The organism is Synechocystis sp. PCC 7509 (genome assembly GCF_000332075.2).
In the GTDB taxonomy this organism is placed as follows: Bacteria; Cyanobacteriota; Cyanobacteriia; order Cyanobacteriales; family Chroococcidiopsidaceae; genus Aliterella.
This window is the reverse complement of the sequence record NZ_ALVU02000001.1, coordinates 3,654,675-3,673,214: the sequence shown is the minus strand read 5'-3', so window position 1 is coordinate 3,673,214 and position 18,540 is coordinate 3,654,675. Positions and strand designations below refer to the sequence as shown.

The 18,540-nt window shown below is 43.1% G+C and carries 21 protein-coding genes and 1 tRNA gene; 11 read left to right on the top strand and 11 right to left on the bottom strand.

Annotated elements, in window-relative coordinates; genetic code table 11:
- The first annotated feature begins 35 nt into the window (after nt 1–35).
- The gene (locus SYN7509_RS0218445; RefSeq protein WP_009631971.1) at nt 36–656 is read left to right on the top strand and encodes a TMEM165/GDT1 family protein; all 621 of its coding nucleotides are present in this window, start codon (nt 36–38) and stop codon (nt 654–656) included.
- A 26-nt stretch (nt 657–682) separates the two neighbouring features.
- Here the strand turns inward: SYN7509_RS0218445 and SYN7509_RS0218440 are convergent, their stop codons facing one another.
- Nucleotides 683–1,648, bottom strand: coding sequence for a tetratricopeptide repeat protein (locus SYN7509_RS0218440; RefSeq protein ID WP_009631970.1), 966 nt, complete (start codon nt 1,646–1,648; stop codon nt 683–685).
- A 389-nt stretch (nt 1,649–2,037) separates the two neighbouring features.
- Here SYN7509_RS0218440 and SYN7509_RS0218435 point away from each other — a divergent pair, with 389 nt between their 5' ends.
- Complete coding sequence (locus SYN7509_RS0218435) at nt 2,038–2,916, top strand: hypothetical protein (protein WP_009631969.1); 879 nt, start codon at nt 2,038–2,040, stop codon at nt 2,914–2,916.
- 8 nt (nt 2,917–2,924) lie between these two features.
- On the opposite strand, the gene SYN7509_RS0218430 is transcribed toward SYN7509_RS0218435, so the two are convergent.
- The 4 genes from SYN7509_RS0218430 to SYN7509_RS0218415 all read right to left on the bottom strand — a co-directional run bounded on the left by SYN7509_RS0218430 (nt 2,925) and on the right by SYN7509_RS0218415 (nt 5,717).
- Nucleotides 2,925–4,094, bottom strand: a complete 1,170-nt coding sequence (locus tag SYN7509_RS0218430) for a homocysteine biosynthesis protein (protein WP_009631968.1) — start codon at nt 4,092–4,094, stop codon at nt 2,925–2,927.
- A 4-nt stretch (nt 4,095–4,098) separates the two neighbouring features.
- A complete protein-coding gene (locus tag SYN7509_RS0218425) occupies nt 4,099–5,253 on the bottom strand; it encodes an AI-2E family transporter (protein ID WP_009631967.1) in 1,155 nt (384 codons plus the stop codon).
- A 95-nt stretch (nt 5,254–5,348) separates the two neighbouring features.
- Complete coding sequence (locus SYN7509_RS0218420; RefSeq protein WP_009631966.1) at nt 5,349–5,549, bottom strand: hypothetical protein; 201 nt, start codon at nt 5,547–5,549, stop codon at nt 5,349–5,351.
- Nucleotides 5,550–5,645: 96 nt separating this feature from the next.
- A tRNA-Thr gene (locus SYN7509_RS0218415) sits at nt 5,646–5,717 on the bottom strand.
- Between the two features lie 34 nt (nt 5,718–5,751).
- On the opposite strand from SYN7509_RS0218415, the gene SYN7509_RS0218410 reads away from it, so the two are divergent.
- On the top strand, nt 5,752–6,027 hold the full coding sequence (locus SYN7509_RS0218410) for a DUF3493 domain-containing protein (RefSeq protein ID WP_009631965.1): 276 nt from the start codon (nt 5,752–5,754) through the stop codon (nt 6,025–6,027).
- 301 nt (nt 6,028–6,328) lie between these two features.
- On the opposite strand, the gene SYN7509_RS30765 is transcribed toward SYN7509_RS0218410, so the two are convergent.
- Nucleotides 6,329–7,795 carry a DUF1565 domain-containing protein gene (locus SYN7509_RS30765; protein ID WP_227501568.1) on the bottom strand — a complete coding sequence of 489 codons (1,467 nt, stop codon included), beginning with the start codon at nt 7,793–7,795 and terminating at the stop codon, nt 6,329–6,331.
- A gap of 49 nt (nt 7,796–7,844) precedes the next feature.
- On the opposite strand from SYN7509_RS30765, the gene SYN7509_RS30760 reads away from it, so the two are divergent.
- The 3 genes from SYN7509_RS30760 to SYN7509_RS0218395 all read left to right on the top strand — a co-directional run bounded on the left by SYN7509_RS30760 (nt 7,845) and on the right by SYN7509_RS0218395 (nt 10,368).
- Nucleotides 7,845–8,297, top strand: coding sequence for a hypothetical protein (locus SYN7509_RS30760; protein ID WP_202807247.1), 453 nt, complete (start codon nt 7,845–7,847; stop codon nt 8,295–8,297).
- Between the two features lie 397 nt (nt 8,298–8,694).
- Nucleotides 8,695–9,228: an alpha/beta hydrolase gene (locus tag SYN7509_RS0218400; protein ID WP_009631655.1), complete on the top strand. Its 534-nt coding sequence runs from the start codon at nt 8,695–8,697 to the stop codon at nt 9,226–9,228.
- A gap of 69 nt (nt 9,229–9,297) precedes the next feature.
- Nucleotides 9,298–10,368 (top strand): hypothetical protein, encoded by a 1,071-nt coding sequence (locus tag SYN7509_RS0218395; protein WP_009631654.1) that lies wholly within the window; start codon nt 9,298–9,300, stop codon nt 10,366–10,368.
- Here SYN7509_RS0218395 and SYN7509_RS0218390 read toward each other — a convergent pair whose 3' ends face one another.
- Entirely contained in the window at nt 10,369–10,611 is a 243-nt protein-coding gene (locus SYN7509_RS0218390) for a transporter suffix domain-containing protein (RefSeq protein WP_009631653.1), read from the bottom strand.
- Between the two features lie 3 nt (nt 10,612–10,614).
- The gene (locus SYN7509_RS0218385; protein WP_009631652.1) at nt 10,615–11,448 is read right to left on the bottom strand and encodes a carbohydrate ABC transporter permease; all 834 of its coding nucleotides are present in this window, start codon (nt 11,446–11,448) and stop codon (nt 10,615–10,617) included.
- 175 nt (nt 11,449–11,623) lie between these two features.
- Between SYN7509_RS0218385 and SYN7509_RS0218380 the strand changes: the two genes are divergently transcribed.
- The 5 genes from SYN7509_RS0218380 to folE all read left to right on the top strand — a co-directional run bounded on the left by SYN7509_RS0218380 (nt 11,624) and on the right by folE (nt 16,163).
- On the top strand, nt 11,624–12,319 hold the full coding sequence (locus SYN7509_RS0218380; RefSeq protein WP_009631651.1) for an aldehyde oxygenase (deformylating): 696 nt from the start codon (nt 11,624–11,626) through the stop codon (nt 12,317–12,319).
- Between the two features lie 170 nt (nt 12,320–12,489).
- A complete protein-coding gene (locus tag SYN7509_RS0218375; RefSeq protein WP_009631650.1) occupies nt 12,490–13,515 on the top strand; it encodes a long-chain acyl-[acyl-carrier-protein] reductase in 1,026 nt (341 codons plus the stop codon).
- A 33-nt stretch (nt 13,516–13,548) separates the two neighbouring features.
- A complete protein-coding gene (locus SYN7509_RS0218370; RefSeq protein WP_009631649.1) occupies nt 13,549–14,529 on the top strand; it encodes an acetyl-CoA carboxylase carboxyltransferase subunit alpha in 981 nt (326 codons plus the stop codon).
- Nucleotides 14,530–14,640: 111 nt separating this feature from the next.
- Nucleotides 14,641–15,360, top strand: coding sequence for an SDR family oxidoreductase (locus SYN7509_RS0218365; RefSeq protein WP_009631648.1), 720 nt, complete (start codon nt 14,641–14,643; stop codon nt 15,358–15,360).
- A gap of 134 nt (nt 15,361–15,494) precedes the next feature.
- Entirely contained in the window at nt 15,495–16,163 is a 669-nt protein-coding gene (folE, locus tag SYN7509_RS0218360) for a GTP cyclohydrolase I FolE (RefSeq protein ID WP_202807357.1), read from the top strand.
- Between the two features lie 54 nt (nt 16,164–16,217).
- Here folE and SYN7509_RS0218355 read toward each other — a convergent pair whose 3' ends face one another.
- The 3 genes from SYN7509_RS0218355 to SYN7509_RS0218345 all read right to left on the bottom strand — a co-directional run bounded on the left by SYN7509_RS0218355 (nt 16,218) and on the right by SYN7509_RS0218345 (nt 18,495).
- Nucleotides 16,218–16,715 carry a DUF4385 domain-containing protein gene (locus SYN7509_RS0218355; RefSeq protein WP_009631646.1) on the bottom strand — a complete coding sequence of 166 codons (498 nt, stop codon included), beginning with the start codon at nt 16,713–16,715 and terminating at the stop codon, nt 16,218–16,220.
- A 54-nt stretch (nt 16,716–16,769) separates the two neighbouring features.
- Nucleotides 16,770–17,105 (bottom strand): hypothetical protein, encoded by a 336-nt coding sequence (locus SYN7509_RS0218350; protein ID WP_009631645.1) that lies wholly within the window; start codon nt 17,103–17,105, stop codon nt 16,770–16,772.
- Between the two features lie 187 nt (nt 17,106–17,292).
- Nucleotides 17,293–18,495, bottom strand: a complete 1,203-nt coding sequence (locus tag SYN7509_RS0218345; protein ID WP_009631644.1) for a phosphoglycerate kinase — start codon at nt 18,493–18,495, stop codon at nt 17,293–17,295.
- Nucleotides 18,496–18,540: the final 45 nt, after the last annotated feature.

The window sequence follows — 18,540 nt, the reverse complement described above, 5'->3', positions numbered from 1 at the left end:
CCAAAACAGGTAATGTAAGTTTTGAGGAGTGAAAGGTGCTAACTGCTTTTAGTAAAGGTTTATCGCTAATTACAGTTTCGGAGCTAGGAGATAAAACCTTTTTTATCGCTGTAATTTTGGCTATGCGTCACTCCCGTAGAATTGTATTTGCTGGGGTACTAGCCGCTCTAGCGGCAATGACGATAATTTCCGTCCTAGTCGGACAAGTTGCTTCTTTGCTACCTGCAAAGTACGTCCATTATGGCGAAATTATTTTATTTATTGGGTTTGGCATTAAGTTACTGTACTCAGCTAGTCGGATGCCTAAAGATGCTTGCGATGTAGAAGTAGTCCAAGAAGCAGCGATCGCCGTAGACAAAGCTGAATTGATATTGTCTAAAAAACAAGTAGCCGCCACCATTTATATAGAAGCCTTTGTCCTCACTTTTATCGCCGAATGGGGCGATCGCACTCAAATTGCTACTATCGCCCTATCGGCGGCAAACAACCCCGTTGGCGTAACTATTGGGGCAATTGTCGGTCACGCTATTTGTAGTGCGATCGCAGTTATTGGGGGACGAATGCTGGCGGGGCGAATTTCTGAACGTACTCTTACTTTTGCTGGTGGTGGGTTATTTTTATTGTTTGGTGTTTTGAGCTTATTTGAAAAAATGTAGGCATACCCAAGAGTATGCCTACATAGTTAGGGCTTTGTCGTCGGCGATGGGGTGGCGCTAGGCGCGGTAGAAGGCAGTGCAATAGAAGGGGTAGGACTTGCTTGGGCGAGTTGCTGAATTTGCGCCTTGTACTCTGGTGGGGCGAGAGTCGCCGCCGTTGCAAACAATGGTTTAGCTAGATCGTTTTTGCCTTGCTCTTTGAAAACGCTGGCTTTGGCAAGTACGGGACGAAAATCTTTGTTATCTACACTAATAGCGCGATCGTAAAGAGAAATTGCCTCGTCGTAACGTTTTTGAACTGCTAAAACGCTACCTTTAGCTAAAAAAGGACGTACATCTTGTTGATTTGCGGCGATTGCCCGATCGTAAGTTGCGATCGCTTCATCGTAGCGTTTTTGATTGGCGTAAACTTCCCCTAAAAGCAACTGTACGGAGGTTGTATCTACCCTTGCATCTTTAGACTTATTTGCCTGGTTCAAGGTGTCTTGCAACAAGGCGATCGCTTCATCGGCGCGTTGTTGCTGTAGTAGAGTTAACACTAATCCTTGTAAGGCTAGATTATCGCCGGGTTTTGTTTTCAAAATTGAACGATAAGCATTTTGTCCCCCTTCAATATCCCCTGTTCTTACCTTGGCTTGGGCAAGGAGAAGCGCATATTGGGTTTGCGTAGGGTTTAAAGCCGCCAATTTCTCAATTGACGGGATTGCGCCTTTAATATCTCCTAATTTAATCCGAGCATCAGCCAATCCCTGTAAGGCTGTGAGGTTTTCTGGTTCGCGCTGCAAAACCAACTCAAAACCCCTTGCTTGGTCTGCCAATTGCGATTTTTGGTCTGTAAGCGCTGTTTGTCCTGAAGGTAACGGTGTGGCGGTAGGTGGCTGGCTTTGCTCAATAGTGCTTGTCAACAATGGCAGCATAGAAGCTCCTACTAAAGCAATAGCTGCCACCACTAATATAATATTTATTAACCAGCGATTGCGGGGTTGAGACACAAAACTGCCTTGAATGTATAGTATTATCTTTGACCAAAATAGAATTATTTGCCCCTAACAAGCAAAGGAGTAAAGCTTTTCTCCACAAAACTTTGCATTTAGAGCAGTAACTATTTTGCTTGGTCAATTACAGCCAATAAAGCCTGTAGCTATGCTATGCTGCCCACACTATGCTCTGTAATAGGAAGCTTTTGCTACGCTTGTTACTAGCAATCCCTTGAAATCAGTATAACTAGAGCAAATTTGTTTTTTGTTATAGGCTGAGTAAAGGTTAACGGAAAAAGGTCAAAAGATCAGCTTATTTCTTAAGCTTGTCCCGATTTCTAGTTAAAGTGTCCTACTTTATTTCAATCCTAAAAAGGGATAAGTCTCCGCCGCAAGGAGTTTTTATGAATTCCTCTCTCAATCCGTCCGAATCAAATTCTGCTCCCAACCAACCGCAAACACCTATGCAGGCAATAGAGGCTCAAAATCCGTCTTCCAATCCTGCCTCTACCGATACCCAATTGCTCAATGGGCAACGGCTGCAACCAATTCCACCTCCTAGCGAACCCATGCAGTACCGAGCTATTGGCTTAGTACGCGGTCGTTATGTTGCTAGCAGCGATCAATTTACTCAAGGTACGCTGTCAACTACAGATGAAACCCAAATTAGTGCAGTTTTACTAGGGCGAATTATTAGTTTAATCAAAAATCATATCGATTTAGCCCAAGAACATTTATGGGTAGTTTATCCCCGTACTGGTCAAAAAGAAGATAATTTACACCTGCAAATTGTGGGGGTATGGGAGCCAGAAAAACTAACTCTCCAGCAGCCAGAAAGCGACAAGCCGAGCGCCGAAACTGCCTTAGAGCTAGAAGTAGTAGATAATTATTTTTCTGTGCGCGGGGAAATAGTATATCAATCTACCGCCGAGGGACATTTCATTGTCAAAATTAGGCAAGCAACCCGCACTGAAGCCGATAAACCCAAGTATTTCAAGCTCAAAATTTTCGGCGATTTGGCGACTAAAGCTGTAGGACAGTTTTGGGATCTGCAAGTTCAAAGGCAAGCAGAGAAGTTAATTTTGAGTAATGGAGAAGCGATCGCGGCTTTAACATCAAAACCAGTCTTGAGAAAGAAGCCCTACAACAATCCTTCTAGTAGCGACACGCGGCGCAATTTTGCGCCGCCGCAGCCTGTGCGGAAAACTAACGTCGCGCCCCCCGTTAAACAACCAGCGCGATCGCCAGCGCCAAAACCCATCAAGCGACAAAATCCCCAATAAAAACGGCATTAAAATTCCGTCCACCGATCTTGAGGCAAAAAAGCGCGATCATTCGCGATCGGGGCTACGGGTTCGGTAAGGGTAAATTTTCCTTCTTCGATCCATTGCTTCAATTCTTGCGCTACTTGCCGGGATAAAAACATACTGGCTAGGGGAGCAGTACGCACAGCTTTACCGTCAATAGTAATTCGTCCAGATTTTAGCTGGGCATAACTTACCAACCCAAAAGTCGGACGGACGCGCCGGGGAATAGAAAAGTCTACAATCGGCGCTACCAAATCCTTGTCTTGTACGGCACAATGAGCTATTACTTCCTCATTCAATACAGGTAATGGGATACCTACCCCCAACATTAAAGAAGGCCCATAACTTTTGAAATAACAGCCGCGCACCCAACGATGGCTCATTTGTTTGGCATCGCCAATTAAAGCCAACGTAGCGGCGGGCCCTACAGGGGTGCGATTGGGCAGGCGTTTTTGTAAGGGGAAATGCTGCGTACCTTCCCAAGCAACGTAACCCACACCGCCACCCAAAAAGATTTTTGTGCCAATCCCAATTAGTTGCAAGTCTGGATCGTTAAGTAAAGGGGAAATTGCGCCGGGATTGGAGTAAACGGCATTATTTAAACGCGGTTGCAAAGGGCCTAAGTAAGTAAATAAGGGGCGATCGCCACCATTAACGCCAACAATAAAATTTTGGTATAGATTGCGCGGATTAAATAAGTAAAACTGGTTAATGGTTTCGCGGGTAATAGTGGTTTCAAAAGCGGCGCGAGGATAACAATCTGTTACTTGTCCCAAGGCTTTGACTTGTACGGGTAAGCCAGCAATCAAGTCAGCAATTACGTGACCGCCACCGCGATCGCGCACTTCCTCACCGTCTTGAGCTTCCATAGCTTGCGTTGCGCCCAAATACAAGTCTACGGCTCCAAAACCAGAGTAAACAGGCACGTTATCCATCCAACAGCGCCGAATTTTGATCGGTGGGTCGGTATGTCCCAAATTAATAATCGCTCCAGAGGACTCCATTGGCTCAAAAGTGCCTGTGGTGATTACATCTACTTGTTTAGCCACTTGAGCAATACTAGACTCGGCTACTTTTGCTTTTAGCTCCTCTACCGTCCAGACCACTGCACAGCAACGGTTAATTTTGTCATTAATTTCGGCAATCGTTCTCATAAAGTCAAGTTTTATCTTCGTTGCCTTTTTCAAGGGGTATGGTTTGGACAACGATTGTTTGTTGTACTGGCGTTTCTGGGGTGTTTGGTGGATCTATATTGTCAGCAATTGTTTGAGATTCAATCTCTTTTTCCTCATCATTGCCCCATTTATCTAGTACGTCAGTAATTAATACTTCTTGAATCCAAACTTGAGCAACTACTGTTAAGGGCAAAGCTAATAGTAAACCCAAAAACCCAAAGAAAGTTGCAAAAAACACTTGAGAGAGCAACGTAACGGCGGGTAGTAGCGATACTTGTTGCGCCATCACGTAGGGAGTCAAAACGTTAGTTTCTAGTTGCTGGATGCCGACGTACAGCCCTAATACGGCTAAAGATTTCCACGGCGCGTCTAGAAGCGCGATCGCCATAGGCGGAATTACACTCAAAACTGGCCCAACATTCGGGATAAATGTCAAAATTCCGGCTAAAGCAGCTTGAGCTAAAGGTAAGGGAATACCCAAAAGTAACAAACCAATGCCGCTTAAGGAAGCGATCACAAACATATTAAACAAAATCCCAATTAACCAGCCGCGCAAAGCTTTTTCACAACGGTCTAAAATTACATTTACCCGTCGCCGATAAAAAGAGGGAAACAAACCAATAAAGGCTTTACGATAGGGTTGCGGGTCGCTGATGAACATCAAAGTCAAAATCAGCACTAGCAGAAAGTCGACCACAAAACCAAAGGAGCTAGAAAAGAAAGTAAAAAATCTTTGAAAAAGCTGATTTGCTAAGGGTTGAACTTGATTAATTAATCCATCCACATCTGGCAAATAAGGAATAAACTGCGGAGGTACGTACTTTTCAAGTTGAGCTACCCAAAATTCTGACCTAGCTAACCCTTTAGGAAATAACTCTGCTAGTTGTTGAAATTGACCTGTAAAAGCTGGCACGATCAACCAAAAAAAGCCAGCTAATATAGTTAGCAAAATTCCTACAGATAGTAGAATTGCAAAACCGCGCGATATACCCGATTTTTGCAACCGCCGAGCTAATCTGTTTAAAGCCGTAGCTATAACGATCGCGGTAAATACTAATAAAAGCAGTTGACGAATCTGCCACAATATGTATAAAGAAATAACTAAGGCAATTAAACCGATCCATTGACCGATATTCACTCTGCTGCAACTCCTAGCAAAAATTTGAATTTTTTAATGTATCAATGCAGCTACCTTAGCGGATTATGGTGATTTCGCCTAGATTCGCAAGACGGTTAGTTAGTTTTTTGCTGGCGAAAAGCCGCATAACGCCATAAAAAAGTAACCGTCATTACCGTTGATGGTAATAAAACCGCTATGAGGGCATTCGTTGCGGTGGGTGGAATAAATAAACTAGGAGCAACAGATTTGATCGCTACCGATAGAATTAGGGAGACAACTAACAACTTAACAATAAATAAAGCTTGACTTGCCATAAAAGTTTTTGGCTTTGTTGATTAGAATAAATGATTTTTGATTAGCAGAGACAGCAATTGCTAGTCTCTACTATCTCTAGAAATGGTTTTACAAAAAGCCGATGGCGGGATTTGAACCCGCGGCCAATTGATTACGAATCAACTACTCTACCACTGAGCCACATCGGCACACAATTTGCTAGGATATCATTTTTAAAGCTTCATGGTCAAACCATCTCAAAATAAACGTTTTACAAGCGAACAATACGATCGCTTAAAAGCCGAAGCCGCCGCACCTTATCGGGGACTACGAAGGTTTATTTATATAGCTTTTGGAGCTTCTGGTTTTGTCGGCGCACTAATATTTTTAGCGCAAATAGCCGCCGGAAACCACTCTGATGCACCGTTGTCAAACCTCGCTTTGCAAATAGGAGTTGTCGCCATCATGATTTTTCTATTTCGTTGGGACAAGGAATCGCCAAAACGCCCTAATAAGTAAAAACTAAGTAAAAACTAAGTAAAAACTGCTGCTAATTCCGTAAATCTACTGTTGATTGGTTACTTAAGTTAATATATGCAGCCAAAAAAGTACAGAAAATAAAGAAATTATTACGGAATTTACCTATTTTAGTAAATGCTGCAATAATTAACTTAGTTGAAACAGGGTGAGCAAATTTATAAACCCTGAAAATAAAATCAACCTTTTAAAAACGGGTCAACTATATATAAGACCCAGCCGATAAAAAACTTAAAACGCCAGAGTTTCCAATTGGATACTCTGGCGTTTTTTGAACTTAAATTTATGGAACTCGGACAACGTAAGGAGAGGCGATCGCCTGAGCGCGTCCAGTATTTACCAAAGCTTGATAAACAAAGGCTGCAACCTCGGCTCTTGTAGCATCACGATTAGGATTCAACTGCGTAGGAATAGGATAATTGACAACCAATTGTCTTAGTGTTGCTGCCGATACTGGATCTGTCGCATAGTTAGGAATTTGAGCAGCATCGACATAAGTAGATAAAGCATTGGGATTATTTGACTTTAAACCTAAGCCATTAGCTAAAGAAACTAGCGACTGTACTCTAGGAATCGCTTGCTGGGGTTGAAATAAACCGCCCGGATACCCTGCCACAAAACCGCCACGGTAAGCAGTTTGAATTGCCCCGTAAGCCCAGAAGCCTTGCTTGACATCTTTAAATTCTTGCGCTGCTCGTTGCGATGGTGGCGCAAAAGCTTTACTAAGAATAGTCGCAAACTGAGCGCGGGTGACGGGATCTGTGGGCTTAAACGAGCCATCAGGAAAACCAGCAATTACATTTTGGGCAATCAAAGCCTCAATATAAGGTTGCGCCCAATAACCCTGAATATCTCGGAATGTACCTTGTCTAATTGCTGGTCGATTTACTGTAGCCGCAACAAAAGTAACGTTACCAGAAATTTTTTCAGGTTCGATATCATTACCCGCCGCCGTAACTGTATTACTGCGCGTCGAGTTGTAGACATCGTAGCGAGTATTATTGCGAATGAAATTATTACCAGGATTTTCAGCAGTCCCCAAATCCGGCTGGGCGCTGGCGGTAATGACTACACCATCTTGTTTGCTACTTTCAATGAAATTACGCCGTAGTATAGGACGAGCAGAATCAGAAATAAATAACCCGGCTCGATTTTGGTAGAGTTGGTTGTCGGTGATTTCTGGAGTAGAGTTACCACCAATTGCTAAACCAAACCCAGTATCCAAAAATAGATTATTGCGAATCTGACCACTAGCAGTACGAGCTACAGAAATACCGTTACCACTATTTTGCGTAAAAACATTATTTTCAATAATGGGGTTTGCATTGCCAGTAAGAAAAACACCATCGCGATTATTGATGGTAAAAGTGTTATTTCTGACGGTGGGATTAGTTGACTCAATCCATAAACCCGTACCCCGACTGCTGGGGTTAGCAATAGTAACGCCTGTAACATTACTCCCACTTTCGGCAAGAATTGTCACGTTTTGACGAGCAAAACTAGGACTAACATAATTACCGCTACCAATAATCACTCTAGTTTGACCTTTGGTAGACTCATCGCCCCTCAAGGTTACGCCAGGTTTGATAGTTAGAGGAAAAACTTCGCCAGTAGTCGCGCTATAAATCCCTGGTGCAAGTTGAACAACCGTACCTGATTGGGCTTGATTGAGAGCGGCTGAAATTGTTTTGTAAGGCGCTTGCGTGCTACCAGTTGCGTTATCTGTCCCATTTACCGGATCTACATAAATAACTGTTCCACTCAGTGGTGGTTGGTTAGTAGATGGTGATGGGGTAGGAGTGGGTACGACTACCGGGGATGGTGTCGGCGATGGTGTGGGTGATGGAGATGGGGTAGGAGTTGGTACAACTACCGGGGATGGTGATGGAGATGGGGTAGGAGTTGGTACAACTACCGGGGATGGCGTTGGCGATGGTGATGGGGTAGGAGTTGGTACAACTACCGGGGATGGTATCGGCGATGGTGTCGGTGTGGGTGATGGAGATGGGGTAGAAGTTGGTACAACTACCGGGGATGGTGTCGGTGTGGGTGATGGAGATGGGGTAGAAGTTGGTACAACTACCGGGGATGGTGTCGGCGATGGTGTCGGTGTGGGTGATGGAGATGGGGTAGAAGTGGGTACAACTACCGGGGATGGTGTGGGTGATGGAGATGGGGTAGGAGTTGGTACAACTACCGGGGATGGTGTCGGCGATGGTGTGGAATTTGGTACAGTTGGGACAACAACTTGAGCAAGGGGAGATGCGATCGCATTAGTCTTAAGTAATATTGCTCCACTGCCTATAAGTAACGCGGCGGCGATTATTGTCTTTAAAGGCGAAGTAGTGCTACTAGAAACCTTCGCTCGATCGATGTTAAAACCCTGTTTAGGCATTGTACTTGCTAATATTAATGTCTTGAATTACGTTACGTTGATTCGGTAAAAACGCAACAACATTTTACTTTTCTTTAACAAAAAAAAGTACCCTAATTTTATGTATTACCGTAAAAGCTTAGAATTAAAGCATTTATAGCATTTCTAAACTGGGTAAAATTTTATCTTTGATAAATTACAGCTTAGGCTTGATGGCGCAACTAAAACTTAACAAGTATCGTCAATAAATTATTGTGTTAAGTCTATTTAAGCAAATGTCATTATTACGTCGCAGCTTACTTTTATCAATAGTTATTGTGTTTTCTCTATCTAATGGGAGTGCTTTTGCAGCAGAAAACGTGTTATTAAAATATCGTATTTTTCGGGAATCAATTTCTGTTAAAGAATTAACAAATTTTGCTCAAACGGGTGAATTGTCTACTTCATTGCGAGTAAACTTAGCCTTGGCAAAGCAAGACCCAAAACCAATTCGCCAGTACCTAACCGAGACTGTAGCAGTTAATCCAATATTGTTAGATCGTGTATTAAATAGCCCCGTTGGGAATGTGATTCTCGATCAAATCAGCGAAGCAATTCATACACCTTCACGAAAAGCCGATCGCCAAGCATTAAGAGCAGCGTTAATTTTATCTGCTAGTCGCGATCGCAATATTAGCCTCATTGAGGTAATCCAAAATTATCCTACTGCCGAAGTTGAAGTTGAAGGAGAAGTTTTAGAACGTGCTTATCGTCAATTGCGCCAGTTGGGAGGAAATTTGCAAGACTTACTACTAAAAATTCCCTTTTAAACTAAGAGCAATAACCAAGCCGAATCATGCCATAATAATCGGTCTGTAATACGTGACTTCGCCCTCTCTATGGTTTCATCACCCCAAAACCCCACCGAACTTGCTGCGGTACTATCTGAACCAGTGGATTTAAGTCTGCAATTGCCCGATCCAGAAGATGAGGAGATTGCTGAATTAGACTTTCAACAGCAAATTGATACTGCTTGGCAAGTGTGCGATCGCTTTGATTTGCAAACAGAAATATGGCGGGGGCGGATTTTACGAGCGGTACGCGATCGGGAAAAAAAACACGGCGATGCTCGTGGTAGTGGCTTTTTAGACTGGCTAAAAGTCCGAGAAATTAGTAAAAGTCAAGCTTACGCGATTATTGCCTTAGCCAACAGTGCCGATACCTTAATGGCAGAAGGACAGCTAGATCCGGCAGCAGTGAGGTGTTTTAGCAAACGCGCCTTTATGGAAACAGCAAAAGCCGATCCAGAGGTGCAGCAATTAGTAACTGATGCGGCTAAAAATGGCGATCGCATTACCCGCCGCGAAGTCCGTCAAATTGCCGATGAATGGACGGCGATGACTTCCGATTTAGTCCCCGATAGCGTGAAAGAAAAAGTCAACGATCGCACTTTACCTAGCCGCTATTTACCGCCATTAGTTAAAGAAATTGAAAAGTTGCCGGAATCTCATCAAGCAATTTTGCGTCAAGAAGTTGCCCTTAACCCTGATGTAGACACCGTTAAGCAAGTCACCTCCGAGGCTAGATACTTAGCAAAATACTTGGAAGCCGCAACGAGCGTTCAAGTATTTGAAGACGGTGCGGTGGACTTGGAAAAGGCTTTAGAAGAAGCTTTACGATTAGGCTGTATCAATACGGCGGCGGACTTAGTTAATCAAGCATCGCAGTTAGAACAAATGATCGCCAAACTTTACACTACCTGGAAACGCATTGGCAGCTTATCCGATAGATTGTATGTAGATACGGGAGCAAGTACGCCCAATTTACGCAGTCTTTTGACTTGCTTAGAGCAACTAACGGGGGAAGTGATGGAGATTCAATTAGGGGAAAATAGTGATAGCGCAAGCGCGCCCGGTAACGGGCTTCGCACTATTCGCCTGCAAATTCAAGAAACCAGCGCCGAATCTTAGCTATTTACGCCACTTTTTAACCTGTCGCCATAGCGCCTTTATGCTTAAATATTTTCGATATTTTGTAGCTGCTTCTTTGCCTACGATTAAGATACCCAACCAAAAAACAACTTCGGCGATAATCACCAAAATCGGCACTAAAGCAGCTTTTTGAGCCAAAGTCAGCGCTAACGATGGCACAAAAAATATTGCTATCCAAGGCACAAAGGAGACAATAATTAGACCTAAGCCCAGTTTTTGCATAACTTAGTTTTTAATCCCCGTAGCCGCAATACCGCGAATAAATTGGCGCTGCCCGACCAGAAATAATAAAATTACTGGTATGGTGGCGATCGCTACTGCTGCCATTAGTAAGGGCCAATTATTTGTATATTGCTCTTGAAACTCGGCTAAAGCTAGTTGTACCGTCCTTAATTGCGGCTTGGTAGTAAAAACTAAAGGTTTAAATAAATCGTTCCATTCGCCAATAAATGTAAACAGAAACAATGTTACTAAAGCCGGACGCGATAGCGGTAACATGACTCGCCATAATATTTGAGCGCGATTAGCACCATCAATCGCCGCCGCTTCTTCTAATTCCACCGGAATAGTTAGAAAATATTGCCGCAGTAAAAATATGCCAAATCCGCTTACCGCCGTCGGCAAAATTAGCGCCCCATAAGTATTAATTAAGTGTCCCCACTTCAAAACTAAAAATATCGGAATTACTAATAACTGAAACGGAATTACAAGAGTTGCCAGCACAATTAATAGCAAAGCTTGTCTGCCTCTAAACTTTAACCGTGCTAAAGCATAGCCTGCTAGTGCTGAAGTGATTATTTGTAAGCCTGTAACCGCTAGTGCTACCAAAGTCGAATTAGCAAAGGCTAAAAGGAACTCCCCCCGTTGCCAAGCGTCTTGATAATTAACAAAAGTCCAACCTTTTTGGGCTGATTCACCTAGGGCAGTTGGGGACGTAAAAGATGTAAGAAAAACCACCCCTAGCGGCAATAATACGACGAACGCTCCCAGTAGCAGTAAAAATAAACTTAGCGAGGCTAAAAAGTAGTCTAATTTAGGCTTTTTACGGTCATTATCCATCAGTTAAGGGTTTTATTGCGGTTAAAGAGCGATCGCTATGCCCTAGGACGTTACTATTTAAAATAGTGCCTTGTTTAAGTTAAATTAACCACAGTGACTTTAACTTAATAATTAAGTAAGAGTCCTAGCAATAATGCTGTCCACCAATTCACGTTAAATAGGAGTGAATAGACCTATGCAGCAACTTGCTGCCAACTCCGAACTTGATTTTCAGAGCGAAGCCTATAAGGATGCTTATAGCCGCGTTAACGCCATTGTAATTGAAGGGGAACAAGAAGCCCACGAAAATTACATCACCCTTACGCAAATGCTGCCCGAACATCAGGACGACTTAATTCGGTTATCCAAAATGGAAAGCCGTCATAAAAAAGGTTTTGAAGCCTGCGGTCGCAATTTAAAAGTAACGCCAGATTTGCCCTTTGCTAAATCGTTTTTTGCTTCCCTGCATCAAAACTTCCAAGATGCAGCCAAAGAGGGACGAGTAGTAACTTGCTTGCTGATCCAATCGTTAATTATCGAATGTTTTGCGATCGCCGCCTACAACATCTACATCCCCGTTGCTGATGATTTTGCCCGCAAAATTACCGAAGGCGTTGTCAAAGATGAATACAGCCACCTCAATTTTGGCGAAGTTTGGCTAAAAAACAACTTTGAAGATTCAAAAGCTGAACTAGAAGCCGCCAACCGTCAAAATCTACCCATTGTTTGGCGAATGCTCAATGAAGTAGCTGATGATGCCCAAGTTTTGGCAATGGAAAAAGAAGCTTTGGTTGAAGACTTCATGATTCAATACGGCGAAGCTCTAAGTAACATTGGCTTCACTACCCGCGACATCATGAGAATGTCAGCCTACGGCTTAAGTGCCGCTTAAGTAACTTAGGGGCAATAGACAATTGCCCCAAATCCCTACAGTAATTGACTTATCGCGCCTAAAAATTAACTGCTTAAGCAAAGAGGTGAAATATTTATCAGCGCGACTATTACTATTTTTATCCACTTACTCCCATTTGACCGGATTTATAGGTCTTAATAAAGCAATTCATGTTTGGTCTAATCGGTCACCTTACCAGTTTGCAACACGCCCAATCGGTAGCTAAAGAATTAGGCTACCCCGAATACGCCGACCAAGGGCTAGATTTTTGGTGCAGCGCCCCGCCCCAAATTGTCGATCATATTACAGTTACTAGCATCACTGGGCAAAAAATCGAAGGGCAGTATGTAGAATCTTGCTTTTTGCCGGAAATGCTGGCAAATCGGCGAATTAAAGCAGCTACGCGCAAAATTTTAAATGCTATGGCTCATGCCCAAAAGCATGGTATCGACATTACAGCGTTGGGCGGTTTTTCTTCAATTATTTTTGAAAACTTTAATTTACAAGACAATAAGCAAGTCCGCAATATTAAGCTAGAATTTGAACGTTTTACTACCGGAAACACTCACACGGCTTATATTATCTGCCGTCAGGTAGAAGAAGCTTCTAAACAGTTGGGAATTGAACTATCAAAAGCTACTGTTGCCATCTGTGGTGCAACCGGAGACATTGGGAGCGCGGTTTGTCGCTGGCTAGAAAGCCGTACTGATGTCGCCGAATTGCTCCTAATTGCCCGAAATCAAGAACGTTTGCAAGAACTGCAAGCAGAACTTGGACGGGGTAAAATTATGGGCTTAGAAGAAGCCTTGCCCCAAGCAGATATCATTGTCTGGGTTGCGAGTATGCCAAAAGGTGTAGAAATCGATCCGGCGGTTTTAAAACAACCCTGTTTGCTGATTGATGGCGGTTATCCCAAAAACTTAGCAACAAAGTTACAACATCCCGGCATTCATGTTCTAAACGGTGGCATTGTCGAGCATTCATTAGATATTGACTGGCGAATTATGCACATTGTAAATATCATGGATGCGCCCGCGCGTCAGCTATTCGCCTGTTTTGCGGAGTCAATGTTGTTGGAATTTGAAAAAATCCACACAAACTTTTCTTGGGGGCGCAACCAAATTACCGTCGCCAAAATGGAGCAAATTGGCGCAGCGTCTATTAAGCACGGATTTCGACCACTTTTGAGCAGTTAAATACTTAGAGAAACAAAGACACGATCGCACATTATGGCAACGATTGAGCGCAAACCCCTATTGCTAGACTTTGAAAAGCCGTTGATGGATCTAGAATTGCGAATTGACCAAATCCGCGAACTAGCAACAGAAAACGGCGTTGATGTGTCTGAGGAAATTAGAAGGCTAGAAACACGGGCAAAATCCTTGCGCCAAGAGATTTTTAGCAGTCTTTCCCCCGCCCAAAGATTACAATTAGCCCGTCATCCCCGCCGCCCTAGTACCTTTGATTATATTCAGGCAATTAGCGACGAGTGGCTAGAATTACATGGCGATCGCCGAGGAGTTGACGATCCGGCTTTAGTTGGCGGCGTAGCGCGGTTAGCAGGTCGTCCCGTAGTTATGTTAGGTCAGCAAAAAGGGCGAGACACTAAAGATAATATTGCTCGTAATTTTGGCATGGCATCCCCTGGAGGCTATCGTAAAGCCATGCGTTTGATGGATCACGCCAACCGTTTTGGGATGCCGATAATCACCTTTATTGACACTCCGGGGGCATGGTCAGGAATCCAAGCCGAACACCAAGGACAAGGAGAAGCGATCGCTTACAATTTGCGCGAAATGTTCCGCCTTGATGTGCCAATTATTTGTACGGTAATTGGGGAAGGTGGTTCGGGGGGGGCTTTGGGTATTGGTGTAGGCGATCGCTTATTAATGTTTGAACACTCGGTTTATACCGTTGCTACTCCCGAAGCCTGCGCGGCGATCCTGTGGAAAGATGCCAGCAAAGCCCCTCAAGCGGCGGTGGCTTTAAAAATTACTTCTTGGGATTTAAAAAACTTAGGGATCATCGACAGTATTATTCCCGAACCCGTCGGCGGCGCTCATTCTGACCCTGTTACCGCCGCCGCTACGCTCAAGCAAGCCTTGGTGGATAACTTAGACGAATTATCTAAATTATCAAGTTCCGAGCTTAGAGAAAGGCGCTACCAAAAATTCCGCCAACTAGGGAAGTTCTCAGAATTGCAACATTAATAACATTTTTTGTTGAATCTGCCCTAAGTGGTATAGTTAATAAAGAGATGTAAAGTTTTATTACTTTAGCTCGTAATAATGCCAACTTAGGCGCAAGAGTATATAGGTTTTATGACTAATTTAATTAAGCCTAAAGCCTTAATTACTGGGGCGAGTAGCGGTATTGGCAAGGCAACAGCGTTAGAATTTGCCAAAGCCGGAATTGATGTCGCTTTAGTAAGTCGTTCTATGGATAAACTAACCGCCGTTGCCGAAGCATCCGTTGCTACGGGAGTAAAAGCCAAAGCTTACGAGCTAGATTTAGCCAACCTTGACCAGGTGCAGGAGCAAATAAAATTAATTGCGGCGGACTTTGGCGGCATTGATATTTTAGTTAATAATGCTGGAATCGGTTACATTGGCACGTTGAGCGAAACACCTTTAGCTGACTGGCTGACAGTGATTAATCTCAACCTTACCAGTGTATTTCAGTGCATTGTCGGCATATTACCAACTATGCGACATCGTGGAGGGGGGACAATTATTAATGTTGCCTCTATTGCTGGGAAACAACAATTTCCAGGTTGGGGAGCTTACAGCGTCAGTAAAGCCGGATTAATTGCCCTTTCTAAAACTGTAGCTGTAGAAGAACGCGATCGCGGTATCCGAGTTACAGCTATTTGTCCGGGAGCGGTGGATACCGAGCTATGGGACGCTTTGGATTCGGATTTTGACCGTAAAGCCATGTTAACACCCCAAATTGTCGCTCAAACGATTCTGCACACTGCATTGTTGCCCAAGCAAGCCGTAATTGATGAATTGATATTAATGCCCAGCGCGGGAAGTTTATAAAATGCGATTTCGCAGAGCGAACACTTCGTGAACGCGCCCTTTGCCTAAATTTAACTAACTATAAGATTATGACCACTAATACTAACGGGCAAAATCGCGCTGAATCTTCTTTAATTTCTGATAGGAGAGAATCTATGGACGAACAAAATCCCTTAAATATTGGCGTTTCAACTAGACCCGATCGCAACACTCAAAACGGCAAAGAGCCAAACTTACAGCCACCGTCAGAAGACCTCAACGAGCCAATGATGGAAGCGGTAAGGACGTTGTTATTAGGGGTTGGGGAAGATCCAGAACGGGAGGGATTATTGAAGACTCCTAAGCGGGTTGCGGAAGCCATGCGATTTCTTACCAGTGGCTACAACCAATCTTTAGATGACTTGGTTAACGGAGCAATTTTTGATGAAGGGCATAATGAGATGGTACTGGTTAGAGATATCAGCACTTTTAGCCTTTGCGAACACCATATGTTGCCCTTTATGGGCAGAACTCATGTTGCTTATATCCCCAATCAAAAAGTAGTAGGTTTAAGCAAGCTGGCGCGAATTGTGGAGATGTATTCTCGGCGCTTGCAAGTCCAAGAAAGATTAACCCGTCAAATTGCCGAAGCTGTACAAACTATTTTAGAACCAAAAGGAGTTGCCGTAGTAATTGAAGCAAGTCATATGTGTATGGTTATGCGAGGCGTACAAAAACCCGGCTCTTGGACAGTAACAAGTGCCATGGTAGGTGTGTTTCAAGAAGATCAAAAAACCCGCGAAGAATTTTTTAATTTGATTCGCCATCAAGCAGCATTTTTCTAAAGTAAGCAGTTCAATAAATTAACGCGATCGCCTTTGCTGTCACTATATTTTGACTTACTCTTTTTCGTACATTTGCTTATGTTGTGCGAGTAGCTGAAGGTATTTAGGATTAGTTTTTGCTTCTATCCATTTCACTTTAAATATTGCCGCCGATTCCGCTTTAATTGGATCTACTTCATTAGGTAAAATCTCTTGTCTTGCTGCCATTACTGCGGCTTTCGTTAGTTCTTTTTGGGGGTTTTGCTTATATTTTCGACCGCTTTTGTGATTTGCATACCTGCGCGATCGCGTATAACCCATTTGAATGAATTTTCGCGCCATATCCGCCCCTACAAAGTCGTTTTTGTCAAGATATTCTAAAAACATCTCGTAGATTTTTTCGCTCGATTGCTGGGCAATTTCGGGATTTTTAAATCGCCAATAGGGGAGAATTTCTGATTTGTAAGGTTCAACTAAAAGTACGCCCTGTTCGCCCTTACCAACTCGATAAAGGTCTGGGCGATCGCGAAAATCAATATTTTTAAAATCTAGAGAATAATCAAAAGGTAGCATTTAGAAAAATAAGAGACGTTTTATCAACGTCTCTAAATAAATAAAAGTGTGATGTTATTTTTTGCCTGTGACTTTTTCAACGGCTTTTTCAGCACCTTCTACAGCTTTTTCGATAATGCCTTCCCCAGGATTTTCTTTTTTGTATTCCTTCAAATTCTCCGAAAAGACTTTATCTGGATTTTTTTCCGCCTCTAATTGTTCTTCATAAGCTTGTTCGCGATCGCTTACCGATTGACTAGGCTTATCTAAATTTTCTTGCTGAATCAATTTTTGGTTAGGAGTTGCGGCAAAACTTGGCGCACTGCTAATCGCAAAGCTAGAAATACTTATAAAGCCAACTAACAAAATTACGACGATTTTTCGCAAAAAAGTTGCTAAAACTTGCTGCATAAAAGACCACTCCTTGTTTTATTGATTTATTGGGCGAAATTAGTGCTGGGAAACACTCAAAACTCTTTTACTAAATTCAAATTACGCAACAAGTGCTATACGCGCCTACTATCCAAAGATACATTCAATGATTAAGCAGTTGTAGCAAGGAATATACCGCTACCACTGCTTAATAAAGAGTTATTTTTTAAGCATCATCTAACGCGGCAATTCCGGGAAGTTCTTTACCTTCTAGCAATTCCAAACTAGCACCGCCACCAGTGGAGATATGGCTCATTTGGTCAGCAAGTCCAACTTTTTCTACCGCCGCCACCGAATCACCACCACCAATAATAGTCGCCGCGCCTGTTTTGGTAAGATCCGCTAAAGAATAAGCGATCGCTTCTGTACCTTTAGCAAACTTATCAAACTCAAACACACCCATTGGGCCATTCCAAATCACGCTTTTACAATCAGCTAAAGCCTCTTGAAAAGTTTTAATTGAGTCGGGTCCAATATCTAAACCCATACCATCGTCGGGAATGTTGTCAATACTAACAATTTGGGCATTAGCATCAGCAGCAAACTTATCAGCAACAACTACATCGGTAGGCAGTAGTAGCGATACACCGCGCTCTTTTGCCTTAGCTTCCAAAGACTTAGCTAGTTCTAACTTATCTTCTTCCACCAAAGACTTACCGACACTAATTCCCCGCGCTTTGTAAAATGTAAAAATCATCCCTCCACCGAGAAGCAACTTATCGCACTTATCAATCAACGTTTCAATTACGCCAATTTTACTAGAAACTTTAGAGCCGCCAATAATTGCTGCTAACGGGCGTTGAGGATTTTCAATCGCATTTTGCAAGTATTTCAACTCTTTTTCAATCAAATAACCAGCCACCGAAGGACTGAGATAGTGAGTTACCCCTTCCGTGGAAGCATGAGCGCGGTGGGCTGTCCCAAAAGCGTCATTTACATACATATCGGCATTTGCAGCCAATTGTTTAGCAAATTCGGGGTCATTTTTTTCTTCTTCAGGATGGAAACGGACATTTTCTAGCAACAACACTTGACCATTTTGCATTGCTGCAACTTTGGTTGTAACTTCCTCCCCAATACAGTCATCGCATTTGATGACTTCAGTACCAAGTAACTCAGACAAACGTTTAGCAACGGGAGTCAAGCGCAATTTATCTGTTACACCCTTGGGACGACCGAAGTGGCTGGCTAAAATTGTCTTAGCGCCTTTTTGCATTAAGTCTTGAATGGTAGGTAGTGCCGCCCGAATCCGGGTATCATCAGTAATGTTGCCTTGGTCATCCAAAGGTACATTAAAATCTACTCGGACAAGGGCGCGTTTGCCAGATAAATCGGAAGACGACAAATTTGCTAAAGTTTTTTTGGACACAGGGTTAATCTCCTAGAGCGCGTTTGTATTTTTGGTATGTCAATG

What these genes read in the sequence shown, in the direction of transcription:
- SYN7509_RS0218350 (WP_009631645.1), bottom strand. Translation starts at nt 17,105, where the DNA reads ATGCAGCAAGTTTTAGCAACTTTTTTGCGAAAAATCGTCGTAATTTTG.
- SYN7509_RS0218435 (WP_009631969.1), top strand. Translation starts at nt 2,038, where the DNA reads ATGAATTCCTCTCTCAATCCGTCCGAATCAAATTCTGCTCCCAACCAA.
- SYN7509_RS0218410 (WP_009631965.1), top strand. Translation starts at nt 5,752, where the DNA reads ATGGTCAAACCATCTCAAAATAAACGTTTTACAAGCGAACAATACGAT.
- SYN7509_RS0218370 (WP_009631649.1), top strand. Translation starts at nt 13,549, where the DNA reads ATGGCAACGATTGAGCGCAAACCCCTATTGCTAGACTTTGAAAAGCCG.
- SYN7509_RS0218390 (WP_009631653.1), bottom strand. Translation starts at nt 10,611, where the DNA reads ATGCAAAAACTGGGCTTAGGTCTAATTATTGTCTCCTTTGTGCCTTGG.
- SYN7509_RS0218430 (WP_009631968.1), bottom strand. Translation starts at nt 4,094, where the DNA reads ATGAGAACGATTGCCGAAATTAATGACAAAATTAACCGTTGCTGTGCA.
- SYN7509_RS0218365 (WP_009631648.1), top strand. Translation starts at nt 14,641, where the DNA reads ATGACTAATTTAATTAAGCCTAAAGCCTTAATTACTGGGGCGAGTAGC.
- SYN7509_RS0218375 (WP_009631650.1), top strand. Translation starts at nt 12,490, where the DNA reads ATGTTTGGTCTAATCGGTCACCTTACCAGTTTGCAACACGCCCAATCG.
- SYN7509_RS0218380 (WP_009631651.1), top strand. Translation starts at nt 11,624, where the DNA reads ATGCAGCAACTTGCTGCCAACTCCGAACTTGATTTTCAGAGCGAAGCC.
- SYN7509_RS0218385 (WP_009631652.1), bottom strand. Translation starts at nt 11,448, where the DNA reads ATGGATAATGACCGTAAAAAGCCTAAATTAGACTACTTTTTAGCCTCG.
- SYN7509_RS0218420 (WP_009631966.1), bottom strand. Translation starts at nt 5,549, where the DNA reads ATGGCAAGTCAAGCTTTATTTATTGTTAAGTTGTTAGTTGTCTCCCTA.
- SYN7509_RS0218395 (WP_009631654.1), top strand. Translation starts at nt 9,298, where the DNA reads ATGGTTTCATCACCCCAAAACCCCACCGAACTTGCTGCGGTACTATCT.
- SYN7509_RS0218400 (WP_009631655.1), top strand. Translation starts at nt 8,695, where the DNA reads ATGTCATTATTACGTCGCAGCTTACTTTTATCAATAGTTATTGTGTTT.
- SYN7509_RS0218355 (WP_009631646.1), bottom strand. Translation starts at nt 16,715, where the DNA reads ATGCTACCTTTTGATTATTCTCTAGATTTTAAAAATATTGATTTTCGC.
- folE (WP_202807357.1), top strand. Translation starts at nt 15,495, where the DNA reads ATGGACGAACAAAATCCCTTAAATATTGGCGTTTCAACTAGACCCGAT.